Here is a 23069-nt window from a genome sequence, read left to right on the forward strand (position 1 = left end):
GTAAAGAGCATCATGATGCTCTTAGCATTGGCTAGTTCTAACTACAGCTATGCTTCGTCATTTTTTATTCCGCCTTCGTCATTCTATCCGCAATATACATACCTGCCAGGATGCAGCAGGCACCTGCCAGGAAGTAAGGAGTTATCTTTTCGTCTAATACCAAAGAGGCGAAAATCATCGTGGTGATAGGGTTGAAATAAACCCAGTTGGTAGCTTTCACGGCACCCAACTTAGAGATACACCAGTTCCAGGTAAGGAAACATATCATGGATGCCAAACAGCCCAAGAACAAGAGATTACCCACCACCTGAGGCTTCATAAACACATCCCATGCCGGCCAACCAGGGATGATAAGATAATAAGGCAAGATGGTAAGTACCCCATAAAAGAATACCTTGCGGGTAATAAAAGCTGCGCCATAATCGCCCGATACCGATTTCATCAGGAGCGAATAGACAGCCCAGCTCATACATGCCGTAAAAGCCAAGGCATCGCCTACAGGCGACAGATGCAGCACGAATCTGCCATTCAGCACCACGATAATCATACCTACAAAAGCAAGCAGAGAGCCCAACAGCTGTATCATATTGATACGCGAAGAATGGCGATAAACCAGACGAACCAGCAAGGTAGCAAAGAGCGGACAGGAGCATACGATGAGCGAAGTATTGGTTGTTGTGGTATAATTCATCGCCTCGTTCTCGCTCAGGAAATAGAGCGAACCGCCCGTTATACCCAGCATTGCCAGCTTAAACTCATCCTTCCAGCTGTCAGCAAACATCCGCTTATGATTCACCATCAGCATCATCATGTATGCGATACTGAAACGGAGCGTAAAGATCTGTGCTGGTGAAAGTCCGTTCAGCATCAGCACCTTGGTAGAAACAAAGGTAGTTCCCCAGATGGCTACGGTGACAAAAGCCACAAGATGATATAATAAATTACTATTATTCTGTTTCATTCTATTTTCCTGATTTTTGAAATTCAACTGCAAAATTATAACTTTTATTCGAAATGAGCAAATTGTAAGCAAGAAAAGCAGAAAAAGACAATAAAAAGAGCGAAATTGGAACAAAAGAAAAATGCGTTAAGAAAAGTTACATCAGCATTTTTCAGTGTTCACACTCTGCCACTTTTCATTCGCGCAGCAACGCATTTATTTTCCTAACTATCAGCGGTTTACAAAAGTCCCATTTTTACACCCATCCACTTTTCACTTATCACCCATCATTTTTTCATTATTTATTTAGTAATTTTGCAGATGAATGAGCATATACGCCTAAACGCACAAAAAGAACGTGAGAGGCGGTGTGCAAAACAAACAACTGCAAGAAATAAACAAACCATAATAAATATTACTTATGAAACAGTTCATTTTATCATGTGTCCTGTCGGTTGCAGCCATCGCTCCATCTCAGGCACAGCAGACTACCAGACAATTGCCAGTCTATCTCGACCAGACCAAGCCGGTAGAGCAGCGCATCGATGATGCCATCTCCCGCATGACGCTGGCAGAGAAGATACGCATCATCCATGCTCAGAGCAAGTTTTCATCAGCCGGTGTACCACGCTTGGGATTTCCAGACTTCTGGACGGATGACGGACCTCACGGAGTGCGTCCTGACGTATTGTGGGATGAGTGGGAACAGGCTGGTCAGACCAACGACTCCTGTGTAGCCTTCCCTGCCCTCACCTGTCTTGCCGCATCATGGAATCCGCAGATGAGCCGCATCTATGGCGAAGCATTGGGCGAAGAAGCCCTGTATCGCGGCAAGGACATGATTCTGGGTCCTGGCGTCAACATCTACCGCACGCCTCTCAACGGCCGCAACTTCGAGTATATGGGCGAAGATCCGTTCCTGGCAAGCATCATGGTAGTGCCGTATATCCAGGGATTGCAGTCTAAGGGCGTATCAGCCTGCGTAAAGCACTATTGCCTGAACAACGATGAGGAATACCGCCATCAGGTCAACGTAATCGTCAGCGACCGTGCTCTCCATGAAATCTATCTCCCTGCCTTCAAAGCAGCTGTTGAGAAGGGTAAGACATGGGGTATCATGGGAGCCTACAACCTTTATAAAAATGAGCACAACTGCCACAACCAGTGGACCCTGAACAAGATTCTGAAGGGCGACTGGAAGTATGATGGTGTCGTGGTAAGCGACTGGGGCGGTGCCCACGACCTGGAGCAGTCGGTAAAGAACGGGCTGGATATGGAGTTCGGCACCTGGACAGACGGTCTTACGATGGGCGCTACCAATGCCTACGACAACTATTATCTCTCCATGCCTTACATGAAGGCCATACAGGAAGGCAAGTTCACCCAGAAGGAGCTGGACGATAAGGTGCGCCGCGTATTGCGCCTCTTCTATCGCACCACGATGAATCCGAACCGCCCTCATGGTTTCCTCTGCTCAGAGAGCCATTATGCAGCAGCCAGACAGATTGCTGAGGAAGGCATCGTATTGCTCCAGAACAGGAACAATGTGCTTCCTATCAACACCCAGAAGGCTAAGCGCGTGCTGGTAGTGGGCGAGAATGCCATCAAGATGATGACCGTAGGCGGAGGCTCTTCTTCGCTCAAGGTACAGCGCGAGATTTCGCCTCTCGATGGCCTAAAGACGCGGTTGGGCAAGGACGGCATCGAGGTAGATTATGCCCGCGGATATGTGGGCGATGTAACGGGCAACTACAATGGCGTTACAACCGGCCAGAACCTGGAAGACAAGCGCAGCGAGGCTAAACTGATAGCCGAAGCTGTAGAGAAAGCCAAGACTGCCGACTATGTCATCATGTTTGGTGGTCTGAACAAGAGCGATTTTCAGGACTGTGAGGGTCACGACCGCAAGCATTATGAGTTGCCATACCATCAGGATAAGCTGATCGAGGCTTTGGCTAAGGCAAACAGAAACTTCGTTTATGTCAACATCTCGGGCAATGCGGTAGCTATGCCTTGGAAGGCTAAGGTTGCCGGCATCGTACAGGGCTGGTTCATCGGTTCGGAGAGCGGCGAAGCCCTTGCAAGCATCCTTACAGGCGATGCTAACCCTAGCGGCAAATTGCCGTTTACATGGGTCAACTCGCTGAAGGAAACAGGTGCTCATGCACTCAATACCTATCCGGGAACCTGGCGTCAGGAAGGTGGAGCCAGCACGAAGGGCAACATCATTGATGAGGAATATAAGGAAGGCATCTATGTAGGTTACCGCTGGACCGATAAGGAGCGCATCAAGCCTACCTTTGCATTCGGTCACGGCTTGAGCTACACCCAGTTTGCCATCTCTAATCTGCGCAGCGACAAGGTGCAGATGAAGCAGGACGGCACAATCACCTTTACCGTAAACGTAAAGAATACAGGAAAGCGTGCCGGAGCCGAGACGGTTCAGCTCTATATCCACGATGTCAAGTCATCAGTAGACCGCCCTCAGAAGGAGCTGAAGGGATTCCAGAAGGTTTATCTCCAGCCAGGTGAGAGCAAGGATATCAGCATCACCATCAGCAAAGAGGCCCTCAGTTTCTACGATGAGGCATCTTCATCCTGGAAGGCTGAAGCCGGAAAGTTTGAGGCTCTTGTTGGTAATGCAGCCGATAACCTGAAGCTCAAGAAAGCCTTCGAGCTCTTTTAAAAAGAATGATTCGATTCTGAGAAATTGAACGGAGGGAAGAAATAAATATAACGCATAAAAGCTTGTTACGGTGAAACGCCGTAACAAACTTTTATTGTATTCCCCTGCTTTTCATCCTATCGATAAACTTGTAGAAACGGGGATTTTCCAAAATATCAATATCTTGATTATCAGAAGATTAACCCACTTGACACCCTAAAACAGGGCGCATGGGTATCTGCAGCATTTACTCCTGATTTTTCGCAAGTTTGCGCCATCACGCCCAGAAAGGCCTATTTCATGCCAATCTGCTTCACACGCTGCTCGAACTCTTCCCTGTCACAGATGGCACTATTCTTGATTTTGGCGCGATAATTATAGATAGTGTTCACAGAATAGTGAAGGAACTCGGCAATCTTAGAACTGTCCTCGATGCCCAGACGGATAAGGGCAAAGATGCGGAGGGTGGTAGAAAGACGGCTGTCATCTTCGAGCACGATACGCTCTTCAGGTCTCAAGAGGGCATTGAACTCCTCAACAAAGTCAGGGAAGAGCTTCAGGAAGGCGGAATCGAAATACTCATACAGCTCGCCCATGTAGGCCTCGCCAGCCTGCATCTGCTCCAGCAGCTTGTTGAGTTCTCTTGCCTTCACCAGTTTCACTACTCGCTTGCGCATGGTCTCTATCTTGTCGACATAGATGGCACAAAGGCGCAGGAATCGACCAATATATACTTCCTTCATCTTGTTACTCTCGTTGAGTGACTGGTTCATCTCATTGAGCGACTGGTTCATCTCGTTAAGACGCTCATTTGCCAACTGCAAGGCATGGTTGGTTTCCTTCAGCTTATGATGGGCCGCAGCAATGCGCTTGCGCTGCTTGTTGACATAGTAGAGCAAGAGCATAACCACAAAGAGAAGCAAGGCTGAACACGCTACCATGAGCCGCAGATGCTGGTTGCTCGCTGAAAGTTCTTTCTGATAGCCCTCCTCAATCTGCGTGAGCACAGGCATGATCTGGCGGCTGCGGCTAGGCGTATTGAAAATGGTAGCCGACTTCCAGGCAAACTTGATATACTCATGAGAGCGCTTCTGCTCGCCCGGGTCGGCGTTGAGCAGATTGGCAACTTCCCAGAGAGAACCCTGGTCCATCACAGCCAACTGGACATCGCAGATAGCAGAACGCAAGAGGCAGCGGAGGAACTGCTCTTTATCGCCAAACTGATTGTAGGTCAAGCCGCGATAAAACTGTACAATGGCATACTGATGGGTGCCCGGTTTCGTCATCGCCAGCCGCTTATCGCTCAATCGCAAAGCCTCCTTCATATTGCCCGCATCGCGTACCCTCACCTCCTGCATCTGCAGATAAAGGTCATCATCATGGCTGAATGTGCTGTCTATTGCAGCCTGATAGGCATTATGCTTGCCGGCATAATATTTCTTCAAGGAAGGAACGTTGGAATAATATGCCATCTCGCCATACAGGTGCTGGCAAGCCCAGAGGTAGTTGCGTTTGCCCTCAGCATCAAGATCAGCGATATTGACAGACTTCAGCAGGTCGTACGATTCGGCATAATCGCCCGTGGTAGATTCCTGGAAAGCAAGCAGCGCCTTGGCATTTTCCACCTTCTTTTTATCGCCCATTCTGATGGCCAGTTCCATACATCGGTTGATATATTTCAGCGCCATGTCATTCTTGTAGGAGCGGTATTCCTCAAAGAGCGCAAAGCAGGCATCATACTTACTGCTTAGGCGCCTGGCGGTCTTCAGTTTCTGCTCCCAATCGCGAATTCGGGCTTCACGTACCTTCACATAATCAGCCGAATGGGCAATGGCGTTGTCCAGACTCTGAAAAAGCTGCTCTATATTATCTGTTGTTTTTGCTGCAAGAGAAAGAGGCATCAAGACAAAGAGCAGGAAGAAGAATGCCTTTCCCCATAATTCATTTACGCGATACATCAACTTGATTCCGTTTAAGATTGATTTATTTTCATGAGGTTTCACGTGCAAAAGTAATAAAAAAATCGGAAACGACAAATCAAATATAGAAGAAATATAGATTTCTTCGCATTTTTCGTCTATACCGCATCCACTTTTTATATATTCTTCATTTTTCTTATCCATCTTATTATCAGATACATTTCTATCTAAAAAAGAAAAATTCATCCACATTTTAACATTCGTATCGCGCATCGTATCATCTTTTTTATTATCTTTGCAAGGTCTTAATAGAAGATAAACTTTATAAAATAACAATTAACATAATAAACAATGAGAACAGCACTTTTATCACTCACATTTCTTTTGGCTGGTTCTATGGCAGCACCTGCTTTCGCCCATACCGCAGCCCCTAAGAAAAAAGTAACTGCCACAACCAAGAAAGGCAAGATTCTACCCATGAAGGAGTATATCGACCAACTGATGGCGAAGATGACGCTACAGGAGAAGATAGGTCAGCTGAACCTGATGGTAGCTGGCGACATCACCACCGGCGGCGCACTTGATACTCAGGTAGGCAGCGATATCGCCCAGGGCAACATGGGCGGAGTTTTCAATATCAAAGGGCTCGACAAGATCAAGGCTCTGCAGGAAATCGCCATCAAGAACAGCCGTCTGGGCATCCCACTGCTCGTAGGTATGGACGTGATTCATGGTTACGAAACGATGTTCCCTATCCCTCTCGCCCTTTCCTGCTCATGGGATACCGAGGCGATGAAGAAGGTAGGCGAAGTATCGGCCAAGGAAGCAAGTGCCGACGGCATCAACTGGACATTCTCTCCTATGGTAGACATCGCGCTCGATGCCCGCTGGGGACGAATAAGCGAAGGAAATGGCGAGGATCCTTATCTGAGCGGCGTGATGGGAGCAGCGATGACTCAGGGCTACCAGGGCGTGGATATGCACACAGAAGAGATTCTGAGAGCCAACCGCATCATGGCCTGTCTGAAGCATTTTGCCCTGTACGGAGGCGTTGAGAGCGGAAAGGAATATAACACGGTAGATATGAGCCGTATGCGCATGATGAACCAGTATCTGCCACCTTACGAGGCAGTGGTGAAGGCTGGCGTAGGCAGCGTGATGTCTTCATTCAATCTCATCGACTACACACCTGCTACAGCCAACAAATGGATGATGACCGATGTCTTGAGAAAGCAGTGGGGATTCAACGGTTTCGTGGTTACCGATTACGCTTCTATCGCCGAGATTCTGCAGCACGGAACGGCAAAAGACCTCAAGGAGGCTTCAGAACAGGCGCTGAAGGCGGGTACCGATATGGACATGTGTTCCAACGCCTTCGTAAAGCATCTGGCTAAGAGCATAGCAGAAGGAAAGGTGAGCGAGGAGGATGTGAACATCGCCTGCCGCCGTATTCTGGAAGCGAAATATAAACTGGGCCTGTTCAGCGACCCTTACCGCTACTGCAACACCAAGCGCAGCAAGAGCGAGATTTATACCGCAGAGAACCGTCAGGCAGCCCGCGATGTAGCAGCAGAGACCTTCGTGCTTCTGAAGAACGAAGGCAATATCCTGCCACTGAAGAAGGAAGGAAAGATAGCCCTGATAGGTCCGCTTGCCGACACCCGAAACAATATAGCCGGTACATGGAGCGTGGCTCAGGAACCATCTAAATATACCACCATCAAGGAGGCAATGGAGCATGCACTTGCCGGAAAAGCCACCTTATTATATGCCCAGGGAAGCAATATCTGGCGCAATAAGGAACTGCAGCAAAACGGCGAATCCGGTAAACCGATCAACTGGGGCAACGAGGCTGAGATGAAGGCTGAAGCGCTAAAGATAGCCAAAGAGGCCGACGTGATAGTATGTGCTATGGGCGAAAGTGCCGAGATGAGCGGCGAATGCGGTAGCCGTACCAACCTGGAGATGCCGGACGTACAGCGCGAACTGCTTGCCGAACTCCTGAAGACGGGCAAGCCTGTAGTGCTCCTCAACTTTGCGGGCCGTCCTACGGTTCTTACTTGGGAGAAAGCCCATGTACCAGCCATCATGAATGTATGGTTTGGAGGTTCAGAGATGGGCGATGCTCTCTGCGATGTCATCTTTGGCGACAAATCGCCATCGGGTAAGCTCACCACTTCGATGCCTAAGACTACCGGTCAGGAGCCTCTCTACTACAACCATCAGAACACCGGCCGCCCTGTAGCAGACGATAATGAGAAGTTTGCCAAGTTTGCCAGCAACTGTCTGGATGTAAGCAATGGTCCGCTCTATCCTTTCGGTTACGGTTTGAGCTACACCTACTTTTCATACAGCAACTTCCGCCTGAGCAGCCAGGAGGCCGGCATCAGCAATGAGGAGGCTACCGAATGGCAGGATGGTAAGAAGATTACAGCTAGCGTCACCGTTAAGAACAATGGCTCCCGCGATGCCGACGAGATTGTGCAGCTCTACATCCGTGACATGGTAGCCAGCATCTCCCGCCCTGTAAAGGAACTGAAAGGTTTCCAGCGCATCCATCTGGCAGTAGGTGAAAGCAAGGAGGTAAGCTTTGATATCACCCCAGATATGCTCAAGTTCTACAACGCAGATCTGAAGCACGTGATAGAACCTGGCGACTTCCAGATTATGATAGGAACCAACAGCAAGGATGTAAAGACTTTGAAACTGAACGTGAAATAAACAATAAAAATCGCCCTGTAAAGAGCAAAGCATAGCTTGAAAGATGCTTTACTTCTTACAGGGCGATTCCTATTGACTGAGCCCACTCCAACAGAAGACTCAGTTATGGATTCTATCCTTCAAGATTACTTAATCATCTCGAAACCTACACGCATACCATCGTAATTATTGGCGATAGTACCGATAGCGCTGAGGGTAGAACTGCCCTTGAGGGCACCCATGGTCTTGATGAGGTTGAGCAACTTTGTCTGGTCGAAGAGCAGGCTGATGCCGTTGGTAGTCTTCGTAGCATAGCCCGACATACTCAAGAGCAAGCCCTTCATCTGAATGGCATGAGTCTTCTCATCAAAAGTATAATTGCCCTGCCATGACTTGCCATCTATCTTGGCAGCGAAAGTTCCATCAGTTTTGAAGGTGAAATAGGTATTTGATCCGCTGAAACCAAACTTGCTGTAATACTCACCCAACTTCTCCTCTACCTTGTTGGCAGCTATCTCACCGCCAGCCTTTGCCAGGAGATTCTCAGAGGTAAAGGCGCATCCCGGCTTGCTGTACTTCCAGGTATGGGCACAGAGATCCTGCTTGCTGAAGGTACCTGAACCGATTACATTATTCAGAATGCCATTGATAATACTGCTACCTGCAGAACTGCTGCTGTTAGAGTTTCCACCCAGTACAGCCCCCAAGATACCGGCAACGGCTGAGCCTGCATTGCTGGTTGCACTGGTAGATGTAGTGGCATTGCTGGTTGTTGCTGCAGTTGTTGTTGCAGTCGCAGCTGTTGTGTTAGATGCAGCAGAAGTTGTTTTCTTTGTAGAAGTCTTCTTGGTCGTAGTCTTCTTTGAAGTCTTCTTCGAAGTCTTCTTTGTTGTCTTCTTAGTCGTTTTCTTAACCGGCATCATCTCAGACATTGAGGCATTGAGCGCTGCCTCGTTCATAGCGCTTGCGTTGCTGCCAGCTGTGCATGCGAGCACGAGGGCAGCCAAAAGAAATACCTTTTTCATTGCTTTCTATATATTTATTTTTATCACTCTTATTTATATATACCCAATACTTCCTATTGTTCTTTCGGGTGCAAAGTTCGCAAAAAAATCGGGAATACGATAAGAAAAATCCCTATTTCACGGTATGAATCTCCCTAAAAACTCAGCATTTCCGCTCTTTCTACGTTATTATAGACGAATACTATGACAATTCGTTTAAAAGACTATGAAAAAATCGTTCAGGAAATGATAAATTATCGGTCTAAAGGAGGGGAAACTGTTCAATCGTTTGCACTTTTTTTTGACATACATCAAAAAATAACGAATAAAACACGTATTTTCATGCATTTTGTACCTAGAAATAGGTAGAAACCCCTATCTTTGCAAGCGGTTAACAAATATCAATAGGTTATGAATGATTTAATTAAGGTAAATTCAGAAAATCAGAATCAGGCTATCGATAGATGCCAACAGATTCTCCAGGATCGCCGCGAGGCTCTTGCTTCTAAGGCAAAGAGAAGAGGTTAATACTCTTCAGAAACAAGAAGTAAAGGAGGAAAGATGATGCTCTTATACATATATAGTTAAGGACGCATCCTTTCTTTTTAAAGAGAGATTTTTCGAAACGACTCTTAAATGATGAGTTTCAAAAATTTTGGGAAAAGAAAAAAACGAAAAAATCCCGTTGTCAGCCATCTGGCTTGTACAACGGGATTTTTTCGTTTATTATATCAAGTCCGAGATTTTACTTCTCGTTCTTCACTGCCTTCATGATAATCTCGAAGTGATTACCACTCTTCAAGATGACATTCTTCAGGAAGTCTGAAATCTCAGATGCCTTCAGATTCTTCACCATCTCCTTGTAATCGCTATGAGTATCAACACCCATACGCTCGTATGTGCTCAACGCACCAAGCCAATAACCGTTAGACTTCTCGCTAACAGCAGCCTGCTTCAGGAGAATCTCCTTTACCTTCTGAAGGTCTTCTGCATTTGGCTGGGCTACGGTCTCGTCCATACCCTTGAAGAAGTAAGGAATAGCGATATCCGACTTTTCTGGGTTCAACTGAGCCACGGCAGAAATAGAGATGGCAGCCTTGTTATCATAATCGCGAAGCAAACCATAGTTTGCACCTGCATGATAAGCAGCACTGAGTTCCTCACGGATAGTACGCAAATACTTCATCTCCAAAAGGCGGGCTGAAACATCAGCAAGAACCATATACTGCAAGGTGAATGGAGCCTTGGTATACCAAATCTCTGTTGCCTGGTTCTGTGGGTTCTCCATTGCCTTGGTAAAGACATTGCTTACCTTACCCTTAGCATAAGGAATCTGCTTGTTCTTCAGCTTGAAGCCATTGTTTGGCAGACTGGCGATATACTGCTCGATGAGTGGGAGGAGAGTTTTCTCATCATAGTTACCTACGAAATAGAAGGTGAAGTCCTTGGCATTGCCGTAGAACTGCTTACCAATCTCCAAGATACGGTCGTAGTTGATATCCTTTATATCGCTTGCCTCTGGCACACGGGCAAGTTTGCTACCCAAATAGAGGGTGCTCTGAACAGAATCCTGATATACGAGGCTTGGGTTGTTGCTCTTGTTGGCAAGAACAGTAGCCATCATGCTCTTCATATTGTCGAAGCTCTTCTGGTCCTTGCTTACTGCGGTCATCTTGAGATAGATGAGCTGCATCAGGGTTTCGATGTCCTTAGGAGTAGAATTACCCTTCAAACCATGATTGAAAGGACTCAAGCTGAACGAAACGCCAGCCTGCTTACCTGCCAAAGCCTTATCAAGCTCATTGCTTGAGAAATCGCCAAGACCACTAGCATCGAGCACATCTGCTGCAAATGCAGCATTCAGGAAGTCTTCCTTGCCGAAAGTAGAATAGCCCACATTGGCTGAAGCTGCAAAAGCAACCTCATTGTCCTTGAAATCGGTCTTCTTCAATACCACCTTAGCGCCATTAGAAAGAGTCAACTCCTTGAAGCCCAACTTCTTGTTCTCAACAGTCTTCTTAATCTTACCAGCCTTAGGAGCCTGAGCGATGAGAGGTTCCTGCTTAACATTATCCACATAAGCCTCGAGCTTCTCAGCACGTACCTGCTTTACTATGGCAGCAAGTTCCTGCTCTGTAGGATAAACGGCACCAGCCTGCTCGCGCATCATTACCAATGATACAAGGTTGGTATCGCTCTGGCAAACCAACTGCTTGGCATAGCTGTTGATAACCTCAAGAGGCAAGTTTGGAACTACCATCTTCCAGATCTGGCTCTCCTCTTCTACTGATGGGATAGGCTCGTTAGAAGTGAAGTTATCCACATACTGGGTGGTAAACTGCTCGTTCTTCATCTTATCCTTGTTAGCAAGCGCCTTGTCAACCTGGCTCATGAATTCATCCTTGGCACGCTGATACTCAGTAGCTGTGAAACCGAACTCATGCATACGCTGTGCCTCGCGGAGAACAGCAGCATAAGCCTCCTTAATCTTTCCTGGCTTAGCCACACCGGTAAGGGTGAAAGCATCCTTAGTGCTTGAAATCAGGTATGAACCATCACCGGCACTTGCCTGGAGATATGGACAGTCTGGCTCCAATGCCTTCTCAGCATAACGGGCAGCAATCATAGAAGAAATCACGTTATCCATGTATCCCTTCAGGAGATAGCTCATATTGCTCTTCAGAGAATCTGGCACAGCATTGTGCTTCATATAAACCTGGAAGAGATCAACCTGCTGCTCCTTATCCTTGTCGATAACATAGATGGCAGAATCATTATCAGATACTTCTACCTTCTCAACCTTAGCGGCATTCTTAGGTACCTTGATACCGGAGAAGAGTTCCTTAATCTTAGCTTCGATATGATTTACATCTACATCACCCACGATGATAATAGCCTGATTGTCTGGACGATACCATTTACGGTAGTAAGCACGGAGAGTTTCTGGCTTACAACCATCGATAACGCTCATCAAACCGATAGGGAAACGGTAGCCATACTTTTCGCCCTGATAGAGCTTAGGAAGTGAACGCTCTATCATGCGCTGCTGACCTACGATACGCATACGGTACTCATTGTGTACCACATCGCGCTCGTCATTGATGGCTTCCTTGGTAAGAGAGATACCGTTGCTCCAATCCTTGAGGATGAGCATGCATGAATCTACGGCTGTAGGGCGGGTAGTAGGTACATCGGTGAAGTAATATACGGTTTTCTCTACTGATGTATAGGCGTTAAGATTACGGCCATACTGTACACCGATGCTCTGCAGATAGTCCTGCAGAGAGTTGCCCTTGAAATGGTCGGTGCCATTGAAGGCAAGGTGCTCCAAGAGGTGAGCCAAACCGCGCTGGTCATCATTCTCATTGATAGAACCTACTTTCTGAGCGATGTAGAAACTGGCTACATGCTCAGGATAACTGTTGTGACGAATGTAGTAAGTCAATCCATTATCAAGACGACCTATCTTCACATTCTTGTCTACCGGAATAGCTGGCATCTGCTGTGCCATCGCTGTACCTGCAGAAAGGAACAGCACAACTGCTGCAAAAATCTTTCTTAGTTTCATCTGATTTTAATTATTTATGTATTTATTGTTTTCTATATCATTCTTTCTATATACCTTATTATATATATATCATGCTATTTAATAAGTTCACATAATATATAACGACATATCCAGTAACATGATTACCTTCTGCGATGCAAAATTAAGAAAAATAAAAAAGATTTGCAAACATTTTAGAGAATATCTTCCCGATGTATGCAAATCTTAACCTAAAACTAACATTGGAGGCAGAAAACCAATCCTAACCTACATGAAAACTCTTCATCCATGAACCTCTGAAGAGGCGGATAAGGAAGAGGATTCCCCTGAATGTGAGTTCGGTAGCCATCGCTATCCATACTCCCTCCAAGCCATAGCTCTTGGAAAGCGCATAAGCCAGAGTGAGGCGCACCAGCCACATGGTACCGAGATTGATCATCGCCGGTTTCCTGGTATCGCCCGCTCCTACACAAACACAGTAGGTCACGATGCTGGCTGCAAAGAATGGTTCAGCAAAAGCCTCGATGCGCAAACAGATGGTACCCATCTCACGGATGCTTTCTACCGGAGAAAGAACGCCAATCATCTCAGGAGCAAAGACATACATCACCACTCCCATCACAGCCATCACTGCCATTCCAAGTCCTACTGTCATATAAGCAAAATTCTTGCACAAACCAATCCGTCCTGCTCCATGCGTCTGTCCCACCAGAGTGGTAGCCGCATCACCGATACCGTAGCCCGGCATATAGCAAAGACTCTCTGCCGTAATAGCAAAAGAATGGGAAGCAATGGCTATATTGCCAAGAGGTGCCACAATCATGGTACTCACTATCTGCGCACCGCTCATCAATATGTTCTGTATGGCTATCGGAATGCTGATTTTACAGGCATTATGCACATACGACCTGACCCAACGAAAACGGACATGGTCCTGACGGAGATTCAGTATCTTATTCTTGAAACCTGCAAGATAAAGATTAGGCAGAGAGATGCAGACATAAGCCATCGCCGTTCCTAAGGCAGCCCCCACAACACCCAACTTCAGGATATAGATAAACAGGTAATTGAATATCACATCGCAGATGCAGATCAATACTGCCATCACACTAGGCGTATGCATATTGCCCGCAGATTTCAGCATCATCTCGGATATATGATAAAGGAAAACGAATGGCAGTACCAGACCGTATATCAGAAAATAGCGAGAGGAATTGGTGGCTATATCAGCACCTCCACCCAGCCAATAAGGCAGATAAGCATGAATGCCGACACAGAGAAGAGAAACAAAAATGCTGAACGCCACACCGCAAATCAGCGCATGGCGAAACACCTGACGGGCATTTGCAAAATCATTAGCTCCGATAAAATGAGCCACCTGTACTGAAAAGCCAGTAGCCGCCGCACTGAGCAAGCTACCTATAAGCCAGGTAGTTGACTCAATCAATCCGATACTGGCAGAAGCCTCTGCTCCCAGATGACCCACCATCGAAGCATCGATGAAGAACATCATCACCGTAGAAATCTGAGCCAACATAGAAGGTATACTCAATCCTACAATAAGATTGAGTTTCTCGCGCCGATCCATCTCCCTACCCAGGCGAATCGACTCCATCAAATAATCTGTCTTCTTGCTATAAAGCATAAATTAATTTCTCGTATATCGCTCATACAAAAAAATATGTGCATATATCATTTCAAACATATGCACATACTTTTCTCTAAATCTTTATTCTTATTATTCAGTAATCCACTTCTTGCCAGAAGCTCTCTTATAACTCTTGAGCACCATCTCAAAACGGAGCATTGAATAGCCTTGGATTGAAGAATTACCACTCTCGCCATAAGCCAGCTGGTATGGAATGAACACCTGCCAATGGTCGCCCGGATGCATCTTGAGCAATGCGGTGGTAAAGCCATCGATAAATCCACCGGCCACACTACGGGTAGGATTAGCTGTAGCTGCATCAAAAGTACCCGTAAAACTCTGGTCGAAGACGTAACCTTCCGTATAATTCTTAGTAGGAATGAAACGGCCACGATAGCTCACCTGTACCGAATCGGTAAGGATTGGAGAAGTTGTACCCTCTCCCTTCTTCAGAACATGAACGATGATATTATCGCAATCCTTATAAGTAAGGGTCGCTAAATTACCATTCTGATCCTTGTTCGGAATCTGGTTTTCGAACGTCCAGTTCTTATAAACGTACCAGCCGTTAGCTTCACCCATCTTCCTGGCATAAGCCAATGTATCGGCAAAAGCCTGCTCGTTACGCTCCTGCCAGTTGGCATATTCAGAGACATTATCATCATCTTCGCTGCATGATGACAGTGTGATCACTGCCATCATGAGGAAGAAGAAATATTTCAAACTCTTAAGATTCATCTAAATGTATTTGATTAATTAGAAGTTCTTGATTTCCTTCCCAAGCTTCTTCAATACGCTAGTGATGCTTACGCGCTCCTCGATGATACTGCGAAGATCTGAGATAGCTACGCGCTCCTGCTCCATGGTATCACGATAACGCAGAGTTACCTTATGATCGTTTGGAGTCTCGTGGTCTACGGTGATACAGAATGGAGTACCGATAGCATCCTGACGGCGATAACGCTTACCGATAGAATCCTTAGGATCGCCATAGTGAGTATTGAAGTGGAACTTCAGTTCGTCAACGATTTCGTGAGCCAACTCTGGCAAACCATACTTCTTATCCAATGGGAACACTGCACACTTAACAGGTGCCAAAGCCTCTGGCAAACGCAAGACAACACGTGTCTCGCCATTCTCCAGCTTCTCCTCGCAGTAAGAGTGGCACATTACGCTGAGGAACATACGGTCTACACCGATAGATGTCTCTACATCGTAAGGTACATAGCTCTCGTTCTTCTCTGGATCGAAGTACTTGATAGAACGGCCGCTGTACTTCTCGTGCTGAGAAAGGTCGAAATTGGTACGGCTGTGGATACCCTCTACCTCCTTGAAGCCGAATGGCATCTTAAACTCGATGTCGGTAGCAGCATTGGCATAGTGAGCCAGCTTCTCGTGATCGTGGTAACGGTAGTTCTCATTACCCATACCGAGAGCCTCGTGCCAAGCCAGACGAACCTTCTTCCAATATTCAAACCACTTCATCTCAGTACCAGGCTGGCAGAAGAACTGCATCTCCATCTGCTCGAACTCACGCATACGGAATACGAACTGACGGGCTACAACCTCGTTACGGAAAGCCTTACCAATCTGGCAGATACCGAATGGCAACTTCATACGGCCGGTCTTCTGAACGCTCAGGTAATCTACGAAGATACCCTGAGCTGTCTCAGGACGGAGATATACCTTGCTTGTAGCATCGCTGGCAGCACCCATCTGGGTAGAGAACATCAGGTTGAACTGGCGAACGTCTGTCCAGTTCTTGGTACCGCTGATAGGGCAAACAATACCCTCATCCTCAATAATCTGCTTCAGCATCTCCAGGTTAGGACCCTGCATAGCCTCAGTATAGCGGGCATGGAGATCATCAAACTTCTTCTGGTTCTCCAGAACGCGAGGATTAGTTGCACGGAACTGAGCCTCATCAAAGCTATCGCCGAAACGCTTCTTAGCCTTGGCAATCTCCTTGGCAATCTTCTCCTCATACTTAGCCATGTGATCCTCGATGAGCACATCGGCACGATAACGCTTCTTTGAATCGCGGTTATCAATCAATGGGTCATTGAAAGCATCTACGTGTCCAGATGCCTTCCATACTGTAGGGTGCATGAAGATAGCTGCATCGAGACCAACAATGTTCTCGTGCAACAACACCATACTCTGCCACCAGTACTGCTTGATATTGTTTTTGAGCTCAACACCATTCTGACCATAGTCATAAACGGCAGCCAAGCCATCATAAATTTCACTACTTGGGAACACGAAGCCATATTCCTTGCAATGGCTTACAATTTTCTTAAAAACATCTTCCTGTGCCATGATTAAATCTTATTTTTTTCAAATTTTCGGCAAAGATACTCTTTTTTCTCGAAAAATTGTTGTATTTTTGCCATAAATTAATAAAATAAGTATTAAAAGCTATATATGAGCGACGAAATTAAAGATAAAAACGGTCTTGAAGAGGAAAAATCGCCAAATTTGGAAAATTCTTCTGCAGAATCTGAACAGGATGCTGCGGAAGATGCCAACGAGGAGATTTCGACCGAAGAACATTCCGATTATAAGCCGGTGAACCGATTCGATGCTTCTGCTGTACATCACCTCAGCGGAATGTATCAGAACTGGTTCCTCGACTATGCATCGTATGTGATCCTCGAACGTGCCGTTCCTCATATTGAGGATGGTTTGAAACCGGTACAGCGACGCATCCTCCACTCTATGAAGCGCATGGACGACGGAAGATACAACAAGGTTGCCAATATCGTGGGACATACCATGCAGTTTCACCCTCACGGTGATGCGTCTATCGGAGATGCTTTGGTACAGATGGGACAGAAAGACCTGCTCATCGATACGCAGGGTAACTGGGGAAACATTCTTACGGGCGACCGTGCCGCTGCTCCCCGATATATCGAGGCACGCCTCTCTAAGTTTGCTCTCGACGTGGTTTTCAATCCTAAAACCACCGACTGGCAACTCTCTTATGATGGCAGAAATAAGGAGCCTATCACGCTCCCTGCCAAATTCCCGTTGCTCCTGGCACAAGGTGCCGAGGGTATTGCCGTGGGATTGAGCAGTAAGGTTTTGCCACATAATTTCAATGAGATTTGCGATGCTGCCGTCCACTATCTCAAGGGCGAGCCATTCCAACTCTATCCCGACTTCCCTACAGGCGGTGCCATCGATGTAAGTAAATACAATGATGGACAGCGAGGGGGTGCATTGAAGGTAAGAGCCAAGATAGACAAGCTCGACAACAAGACACTCGTTATCAGCGAGATACCATTCAGCAAGACTACAGGCAGCCTCATCGATTCTATCACCAAAGCGGTAGAAAAAGGTAAAATTAAGGCACGCAAGGTAGACGATGTTACTTCAGCAAATGTTGAGATTCTTGTGCATCTGGCACCAGGTACCTCATCAGATAAAACGATGGACGCACTCTACGCATTCAGCGATTGCGAAATCAACATCTCGCCCAACTGCTGTGTCATCGAAGACAACAAGCCTGTTTTCCTCACCATCAGCGATGTGTTGCGCCACAGCGTAGACCGCACTATGGGATTGCTGCGCAAGGAACTGATGATCAGAAAGGGTGAATTGGAGGAACAGCTCTTCTTCTCTTCTCTCGAACGGATTTTCATCGAGGAACGCATCTACAAGGAGCGAAAGTTTGAGCAGAGTAAGAGTCAGGATGAGGTTGTTGCCTTCATCGATTCAAAACTCGAACCATTCAAGGATAAACTCTTTACTGCCGAAGTAGACGGTAAGGGTATGGTAGAATATGCCTTCCATCGGGAAATTACCCGCGAGGACATTCTCAAACTCCTGGAAATCAAGATGCAGCGAATCCTTAAATATAATAAGGATAAGGCAGACGAACTGCTGATGAAGATTAAGGCAGAACTTGCTGAGATAGAGAACGACCTGGCTCACATGACTGATGTAACCATCAACTGGTTTGAATATCTCAAGGGCAAGTATGGAAAGAACCATCCTCGCAAAACAGAAATCAGAAACTTCGATACCATTGAGGTGACTAAGGTGGTAGAGGCTAACCAGAAACTCTATATCAACCGTCAGGAAGGTTTCGTTGGTACAGGGTTGAAGAAGGATGAATTCGTATGCAACTGCTCCGACCTCGATGACATCATCATCTTCTATAAGGATGGTAAGTTTAAAGTCACCAAGGTAGCAGACAAGATATTCGTCGGTAAGAATATCCTCCATGTTCAGGTATTCAAGAAGAACGACAAGCGCACCATCTACAACTGTGTTTACCGCGACGGCAAACAAGGCGATTACTTCATCAAGCGATTCAACGTAACCGCCATGACCCGCGACAAGTTGTATGACATCACCCAGGGTACACCTGGCAGCCGCGTCATCTATTTCACCGCCAACCCGAATGGAGAGGCAGAAATCATCAAGTGTACGATGGAGCCCGACCTGACGAAGAAGCGCCAGAGCATCTTCCTGGAGAAGGATTTCTCAGACATTCTGATCAAGGGACGTGCAGCCAAAGGTAATCTCCTTACCAAGCGCACCATTCGCCGCATCGGTCTGAAGAGTCACGGCCACAGCACGTTAGGAGGCAGAAAGGTTTGGTTCGATCCAGACGTAAACCGCATCAACTACGATGAGAACGGCCGCTTCCTGGGCGAATTCAATGATGATGATTCTATCTTGGTAGTACTCGACAACGGTGAATTCTACATCACCAATTTCGATGTCAACAACCACTACGAGGACAACATCATCCGCTTAGAGAAATGGGATGAGCACAAGATCTGGACGGCTATCCTTTACGATGCCGACAATCAGGGATATCCATACATCAAGCGATTCACGATGGATGCCACCAAGCGCCATCAGAATTTCATGGGAGAGAACCCTAACTGCAAGCTCATCTTGCTTACCGACACGGTTTATCCACGCATCAAGGTTACTTATGGCGGTGTGGATGCCATCCGTCCTGCCGAAGAAATCGATGCTGAGCAGTTCATTGCGCAGAAGAGCTTCAAGGCAAAGGGTAAGCGCCTCACGACATGGAAGATTGAAAGTATCGAGGAACTGGAACCAACCCGATTCCCAGAACCTCCTTCTGAGGATAATGATGAGGAACCGGATGGTTCTGACTCAGAGAATGAAGGTGAAAACCTTGATCCGGATGCTGGCAAAAGCGAGCAACAGGTGATTGACGAGCTGACTGGTCAGACCAACCTCTTCTCAGAAAAAGATTTCGAAGAAGACCAGAAGGATAAAGACTGGTTATCGAAGCAATAAAAAGCGCTAAGAAAGCGAAAAAGAAAGCGCTAAGAAAAGCAGCAAGAAAAGCGCAAGAAAAGCGCCCATCATAAAAAAGGAGCTTAAGCCTCAAAAAGCTTAAGCCCCTTTTTTATTATCTAGCCATTTGCATTTCGCGCTTTAGCGTTTAGCGCTTCAGCGTTTCGCGTTCAGTAAAAAAGAAGCCAGTCCCCCTCCTGCCCCCGTTCCAGGCGATTCCATCGCCTGTCCCTCCAGCAGTCAGTAGCCTCCATTTTTACCTTTTATACCCCGCCAGCTTTTTCAGGCAGTATTCCTTAAAGTCATTCCAGTGGTAATAAGGTGCCACATCGCTCTTGATAGGCAAAGTAGCCTCATCTTCATTCAAAAGCACCTTCACCAGCACATCATTCGCCTTGTTTCTATAAAAAACAAACTGCAAATTCGTAGCCATCGGAGTAATCTTATAATCCCACCATTGAGAAGCAATCTTCTCCGGATCCTTAATCTCTTCGCCATATCCATTCAAATCCAGCAAACAGGTAAGCGGAGTAACCATCGTATCGTGTCCATATCTCAATGTAGCTCCCGGATGCGGCAAGGCGATGCAGCTATCCGCCTTCTGGATGATGTTTCTCAAGAGATTGCGCTGGGAGAACGGCTGCACATTGCCCGTATAAGGCGAGTTGCCGTAAGCCATCTGCCACCAGATGTTGGCATTCAGCCAGTTCTGATACAGTTCCTCCTCAGTAAAGAGGTCATAGAGCGAAACCTTGCCTCTTAGTTCCGTGCCTTGGATTGAGCTTGCCATCTCATAGAGTTTTCTGTTCAGGTCACTTTGGTTGATATTCTGCTTCACCCAGGCAGGGTCGTTGAACAGTTCCTGCATCACACGGCTATAGCTAACGTGCTTCTGTGCAAATTCCTGCTGTGCCACCTTGATACCCACGCTGTTCTTCAAGCTGTCCAGATATCGGTCGCCCTGGTTCATATAATACATATCATGCTCGCTGGCATCATGGAAGATATGAAGTTTCGGATTCATGCGAAGCATCTGCTGCAAACCGTTCTCCATAGAGAGGATACATCGGATTACCAAAGTACTTCGGGCCTCAATATTCGTATTACCGGCAAAAATCTCAGGGAAGCGCTCCATCATTCTTCTGGTAATACCCTGATGCTGGAGAGCCCCGAGCGGAGTCAGTTCGCCATCGCGCCCCTTCGCCTCCTCACGAATCATCTTCACCTTAGCCAGCGTTTCCTCGCCCTTAGCTGTCAGTTTGCCCTCCTGCTTCGCTTTGAGCAGAGAGAAATAAGGCACATCATAAGCCTTCTTGCCAATCATATAGCGGGAACCATGCCGGCCATAATGGCTCAGATAGAAAGGCTTATAACCTTTAGGAGCCGCAGTCAACTGCTTCTGCGGACCACGATAAGCTACATAGTTACTACCCGAAAGCGTAATATCCCGCTTGAAATCCTCTTGCGGAGTCTGTGCTGTCAGAGGCATCGCCAATGTAAGAGATGCCAATAATAATAGATTCTTTGTATTCATTGTTATCATATAATTTTGTTTGGGAAACATACAGTCTCATTTAATTCCAATTCATCAGTTTTCTCAGGAACGGAAGCAATTCTGCTGCCATCTTCCGATGCTGCAACATACTAGGATGCCAGCTGGCGCCATAACCTAAATTTCCTTTCTGGAAACTGAAATCGAAACGGTAAATGTTCTTATCAGTTATATTGGCATCAGCACAGATTCTATCAAGTACAGTTCGCTGCTTACTACTCTCCTTCTCGCCGAGCATCGGACCTGTCAACATCACAATCTTTGCATGAGGATACTTGCTACGTACCGTTTTAATAAACATGCGATAATTCTTCTCGTAGAGTTGAATATCATAATTCTTGGTAGAAAGATCGTTCGTACCCAGATTGATACAGACTAACTGAGGCTGATACTTGGCAAAATCCCATTTTTCATCATGCTGGTCAAATAAGGTATATTCATATTGCCAAGGCATATTATCGGCATCACCTGTCTTCGGACCATTATAATTACGATATACACCGATACCACTACGGGAGATAGAAGTATGCTGAGCCTTCAGACTGTCACTTACGATATTGGCATAAGTAAGCCAATGGTTCTCCGTTTCATCTTCAAAAGGATCAGACATGTTGATACTTTCTACGCCATAACCGCAGGTGATTGAATTTCCGATAAATTCAATCTTCCGTTCCGGGAGAGCCGGAGCCTCAACGAGCTGGCATCCCTTATCAAGAACGAATCCCCTGAATTCCGGTTTACGGAACAAACCTTCTATCACATACATCACCTTAGCATGATGCACCCCCTTTGGCAAAGCCGCAGCCAGGGTAACAACCGAATCGCGTTCGGCATTAAAGCCCACTTTGAAAGGTTCGCAACCATCAATCTGCGCCATGAAATATCCAGTCTTCGGGCGACACAGCATTTTCAGAGAAGACCCTTGAAAACTAGCCTCAATCGTAGTTCCCGGATAATTGAAACTGGCTACATCAGGATTCTTAGCAAAGCTCACACGCCCAACATACTGAATCATCGGATGAGAAGCCTTTACGATCTCTCCCTCAATAGGAAGAGTAGTTGATTTCTTCACATTTCCAGCCATCATCGTGGAAGAAACCATCAATGTAGCCAGCATCATAACCCATACTTTTTTCATATTCCTGTTATTATAGTTTTTATCTGTCCTTACTGTCCTGCCTTCGTTTTTTTGCAAAATAAAAATAGAACAGTATCTGTTTGCAAAATTACCATTATTTCTCGTAAAAAGCAAGTAAAACCATCATTTTTTTCAATTTTATTCTTTTTATTCAAATTATTATTGTATCTTTGCACCCAAGAATGCGCTTGTGGCGAAATTGGTAGACGCGCTAGACTTAGGATCTAGTGGTTCAGGCCGTGTAGGTTCGAGTCCTATCAGGCGCACAAAAAAAATGCTAAGTAGTTAATATATAACTATTTAGCATTTTCTTTTAATATAATTACCTATCTTTTTACACCTTTTTGTCAGATCCTTCTCCTAAACAGAGAGATACCTACATCATCCCTTCCAGTTTTTCCTGCGCCTCGCGCATATCTTTTTCAAAATTCACATGGTCTAGAAGGAATTCCGTTCTGCCTTGCGAAAGAAGAAGATAGAGCTGCGGATTCATGCCCTCTACATACTGGGCGATGGCATACTCTATATCATCACGCTGCGTAGGATTGGTGGAAAATTCAAAAACCCTGAGCTTCTGATGAATAAAGCAATATGCCGACTCTATACAATCTCTGGTGATGCCCCCTGCCAAGAGAGCATCACCATTATTATTCTGATTCATTCTGAATAT

General features: G+C 46.2%; 13 protein-coding genes and 1 tRNA gene. 4 read left to right on the forward strand and 10 right to left on the reverse strand.

Annotation, left to right across the window (positions count from 1 at the left end):
* Positions 1-64: 64 nt before the first annotated feature.
* Complete coding sequence (locus ONT18_RS10935) at positions 65-961, reverse strand: DMT family transporter (RefSeq protein ID WP_264905558.1); 897 nt, start codon at positions 959-961, stop codon at positions 65-67.
* A gap of 400 nt (positions 962-1361) precedes the next feature.
* On the opposite strand from ONT18_RS10935, the gene ONT18_RS10940 reads away from it, so the two are divergent.
* A complete protein-coding gene (locus tag ONT18_RS10940) occupies positions 1362-3626 on the forward strand; it encodes a glycoside hydrolase family 3 C-terminal domain-containing protein (RefSeq protein ID WP_264905560.1) in 2265 nt (754 codons plus the stop codon).
* A 272-nt stretch (positions 3627-3898) separates the two neighbouring features.
* On the opposite strand, the gene ONT18_RS10945 is transcribed toward ONT18_RS10940, so the two are convergent.
* Positions 3899-5563 (reverse strand): DUF6377 domain-containing protein, encoded by a 1665-nt coding sequence (locus ONT18_RS10945; protein WP_264906864.1) that lies wholly within the window; start codon positions 5561-5563, stop codon positions 3899-3901.
* A 312-nt stretch (positions 5564-5875) separates the two neighbouring features.
* Between ONT18_RS10945 and bglX the strand changes: the two genes are divergently transcribed.
* The gene (gene bglX, locus ONT18_RS10950) at positions 5876-8245 is read left to right on the forward strand and encodes a beta-glucosidase BglX (RefSeq protein ID WP_264905563.1); all 2370 of its coding nucleotides are present in this window, start codon (positions 5876-5878) and stop codon (positions 8243-8245) included.
* 125 nt (positions 8246-8370) lie between these two features.
* Here bglX and ONT18_RS10955 read toward each other — a convergent pair whose 3' ends face one another.
* The 5 genes from ONT18_RS10955 to ONT18_RS10975 all read right to left on the reverse strand — a co-directional run bounded on the left by ONT18_RS10955 (position 8371) and on the right by ONT18_RS10975 (position 16742).
* Positions 8371-9249 carry a DUF4923 family protein gene (locus ONT18_RS10955; RefSeq protein WP_264905565.1) on the reverse strand — a complete coding sequence of 293 codons (879 nt, stop codon included), beginning with the start codon at positions 9247-9249 and terminating at the stop codon, positions 8371-8373.
* Between the two features lie 724 nt (positions 9250-9973).
* Entirely contained in the window at positions 9974-12796 is a 2823-nt protein-coding gene (locus ONT18_RS10960) for a M16 family metallopeptidase (RefSeq protein ID WP_264905567.1), read from the reverse strand.
* Positions 12797-13037: 241 nt separating this feature from the next.
* Positions 13038-14420, reverse strand: coding sequence for an MATE family efflux transporter (locus tag ONT18_RS10965; RefSeq protein ID WP_264905569.1), 1383 nt, complete (start codon positions 14418-14420; stop codon positions 13038-13040).
* A 93-nt stretch (positions 14421-14513) separates the two neighbouring features.
* Positions 14514-15161: an FKBP-type peptidyl-prolyl cis-trans isomerase gene (locus tag ONT18_RS10970; protein ID WP_264905571.1), complete on the reverse strand. Its 648-nt coding sequence runs from the start codon at positions 15159-15161 to the stop codon at positions 14514-14516.
* 18 nt (positions 15162-15179) lie between these two features.
* Entirely contained in the window at positions 15180-16742 is a 1563-nt protein-coding gene (locus ONT18_RS10975; protein ID WP_006848488.1) for a glycine--tRNA ligase, read from the reverse strand.
* Positions 16743-16847: 105 nt separating this feature from the next.
* On the opposite strand from ONT18_RS10975, the gene ONT18_RS10980 reads away from it, so the two are divergent.
* Positions 16848-19709, forward strand: a complete 2862-nt coding sequence (locus ONT18_RS10980) for a DNA gyrase/topoisomerase IV subunit A (protein WP_264905574.1) — start codon at positions 16848-16850, stop codon at positions 19707-19709.
* A gap of 256 nt (positions 19710-19965) precedes the next feature.
* Here ONT18_RS10980 and ONT18_RS10985 read toward each other — a convergent pair whose 3' ends face one another.
* Positions 19966-21243: a histidine phosphatase family protein gene (locus ONT18_RS10985; RefSeq protein WP_264905576.1), complete on the reverse strand. Its 1278-nt coding sequence runs from the start codon at positions 21241-21243 to the stop codon at positions 19966-19968.
* Positions 21244-21283: 40 nt separating this feature from the next.
* The gene (locus tag ONT18_RS10990; protein ID WP_264905578.1) at positions 21284-22399 is read right to left on the reverse strand and encodes an SGNH/GDSL hydrolase family protein; all 1116 of its coding nucleotides are present in this window, start codon (positions 22397-22399) and stop codon (positions 21284-21286) included.
* A gap of 184 nt (positions 22400-22583) precedes the next feature.
* Between ONT18_RS10990 and ONT18_RS10995 the strand changes: the two genes are divergently transcribed.
* Positions 22584-22665: transfer RNA gene (locus tag ONT18_RS10995), tRNA-Leu, on the forward strand.
* Between the two features lie 110 nt (positions 22666-22775).
* On the opposite strand, the gene ONT18_RS11000 is transcribed toward ONT18_RS10995, so the two are convergent.
* A complete protein-coding gene (locus tag ONT18_RS11000) occupies positions 22776-23060 on the reverse strand; it encodes a hypothetical protein (protein WP_006848511.1) in 285 nt (94 codons plus the stop codon).
* Positions 23061-23069: the final 9 nt, after the last annotated feature.

The sequence above is a fragment of the Segatella copri genome, from assembly GCF_026015295.1.
Taxonomy (GTDB): Bacteria; Bacteroidota; Bacteroidia; order Bacteroidales; family Bacteroidaceae; genus Prevotella; species Prevotella copri_C.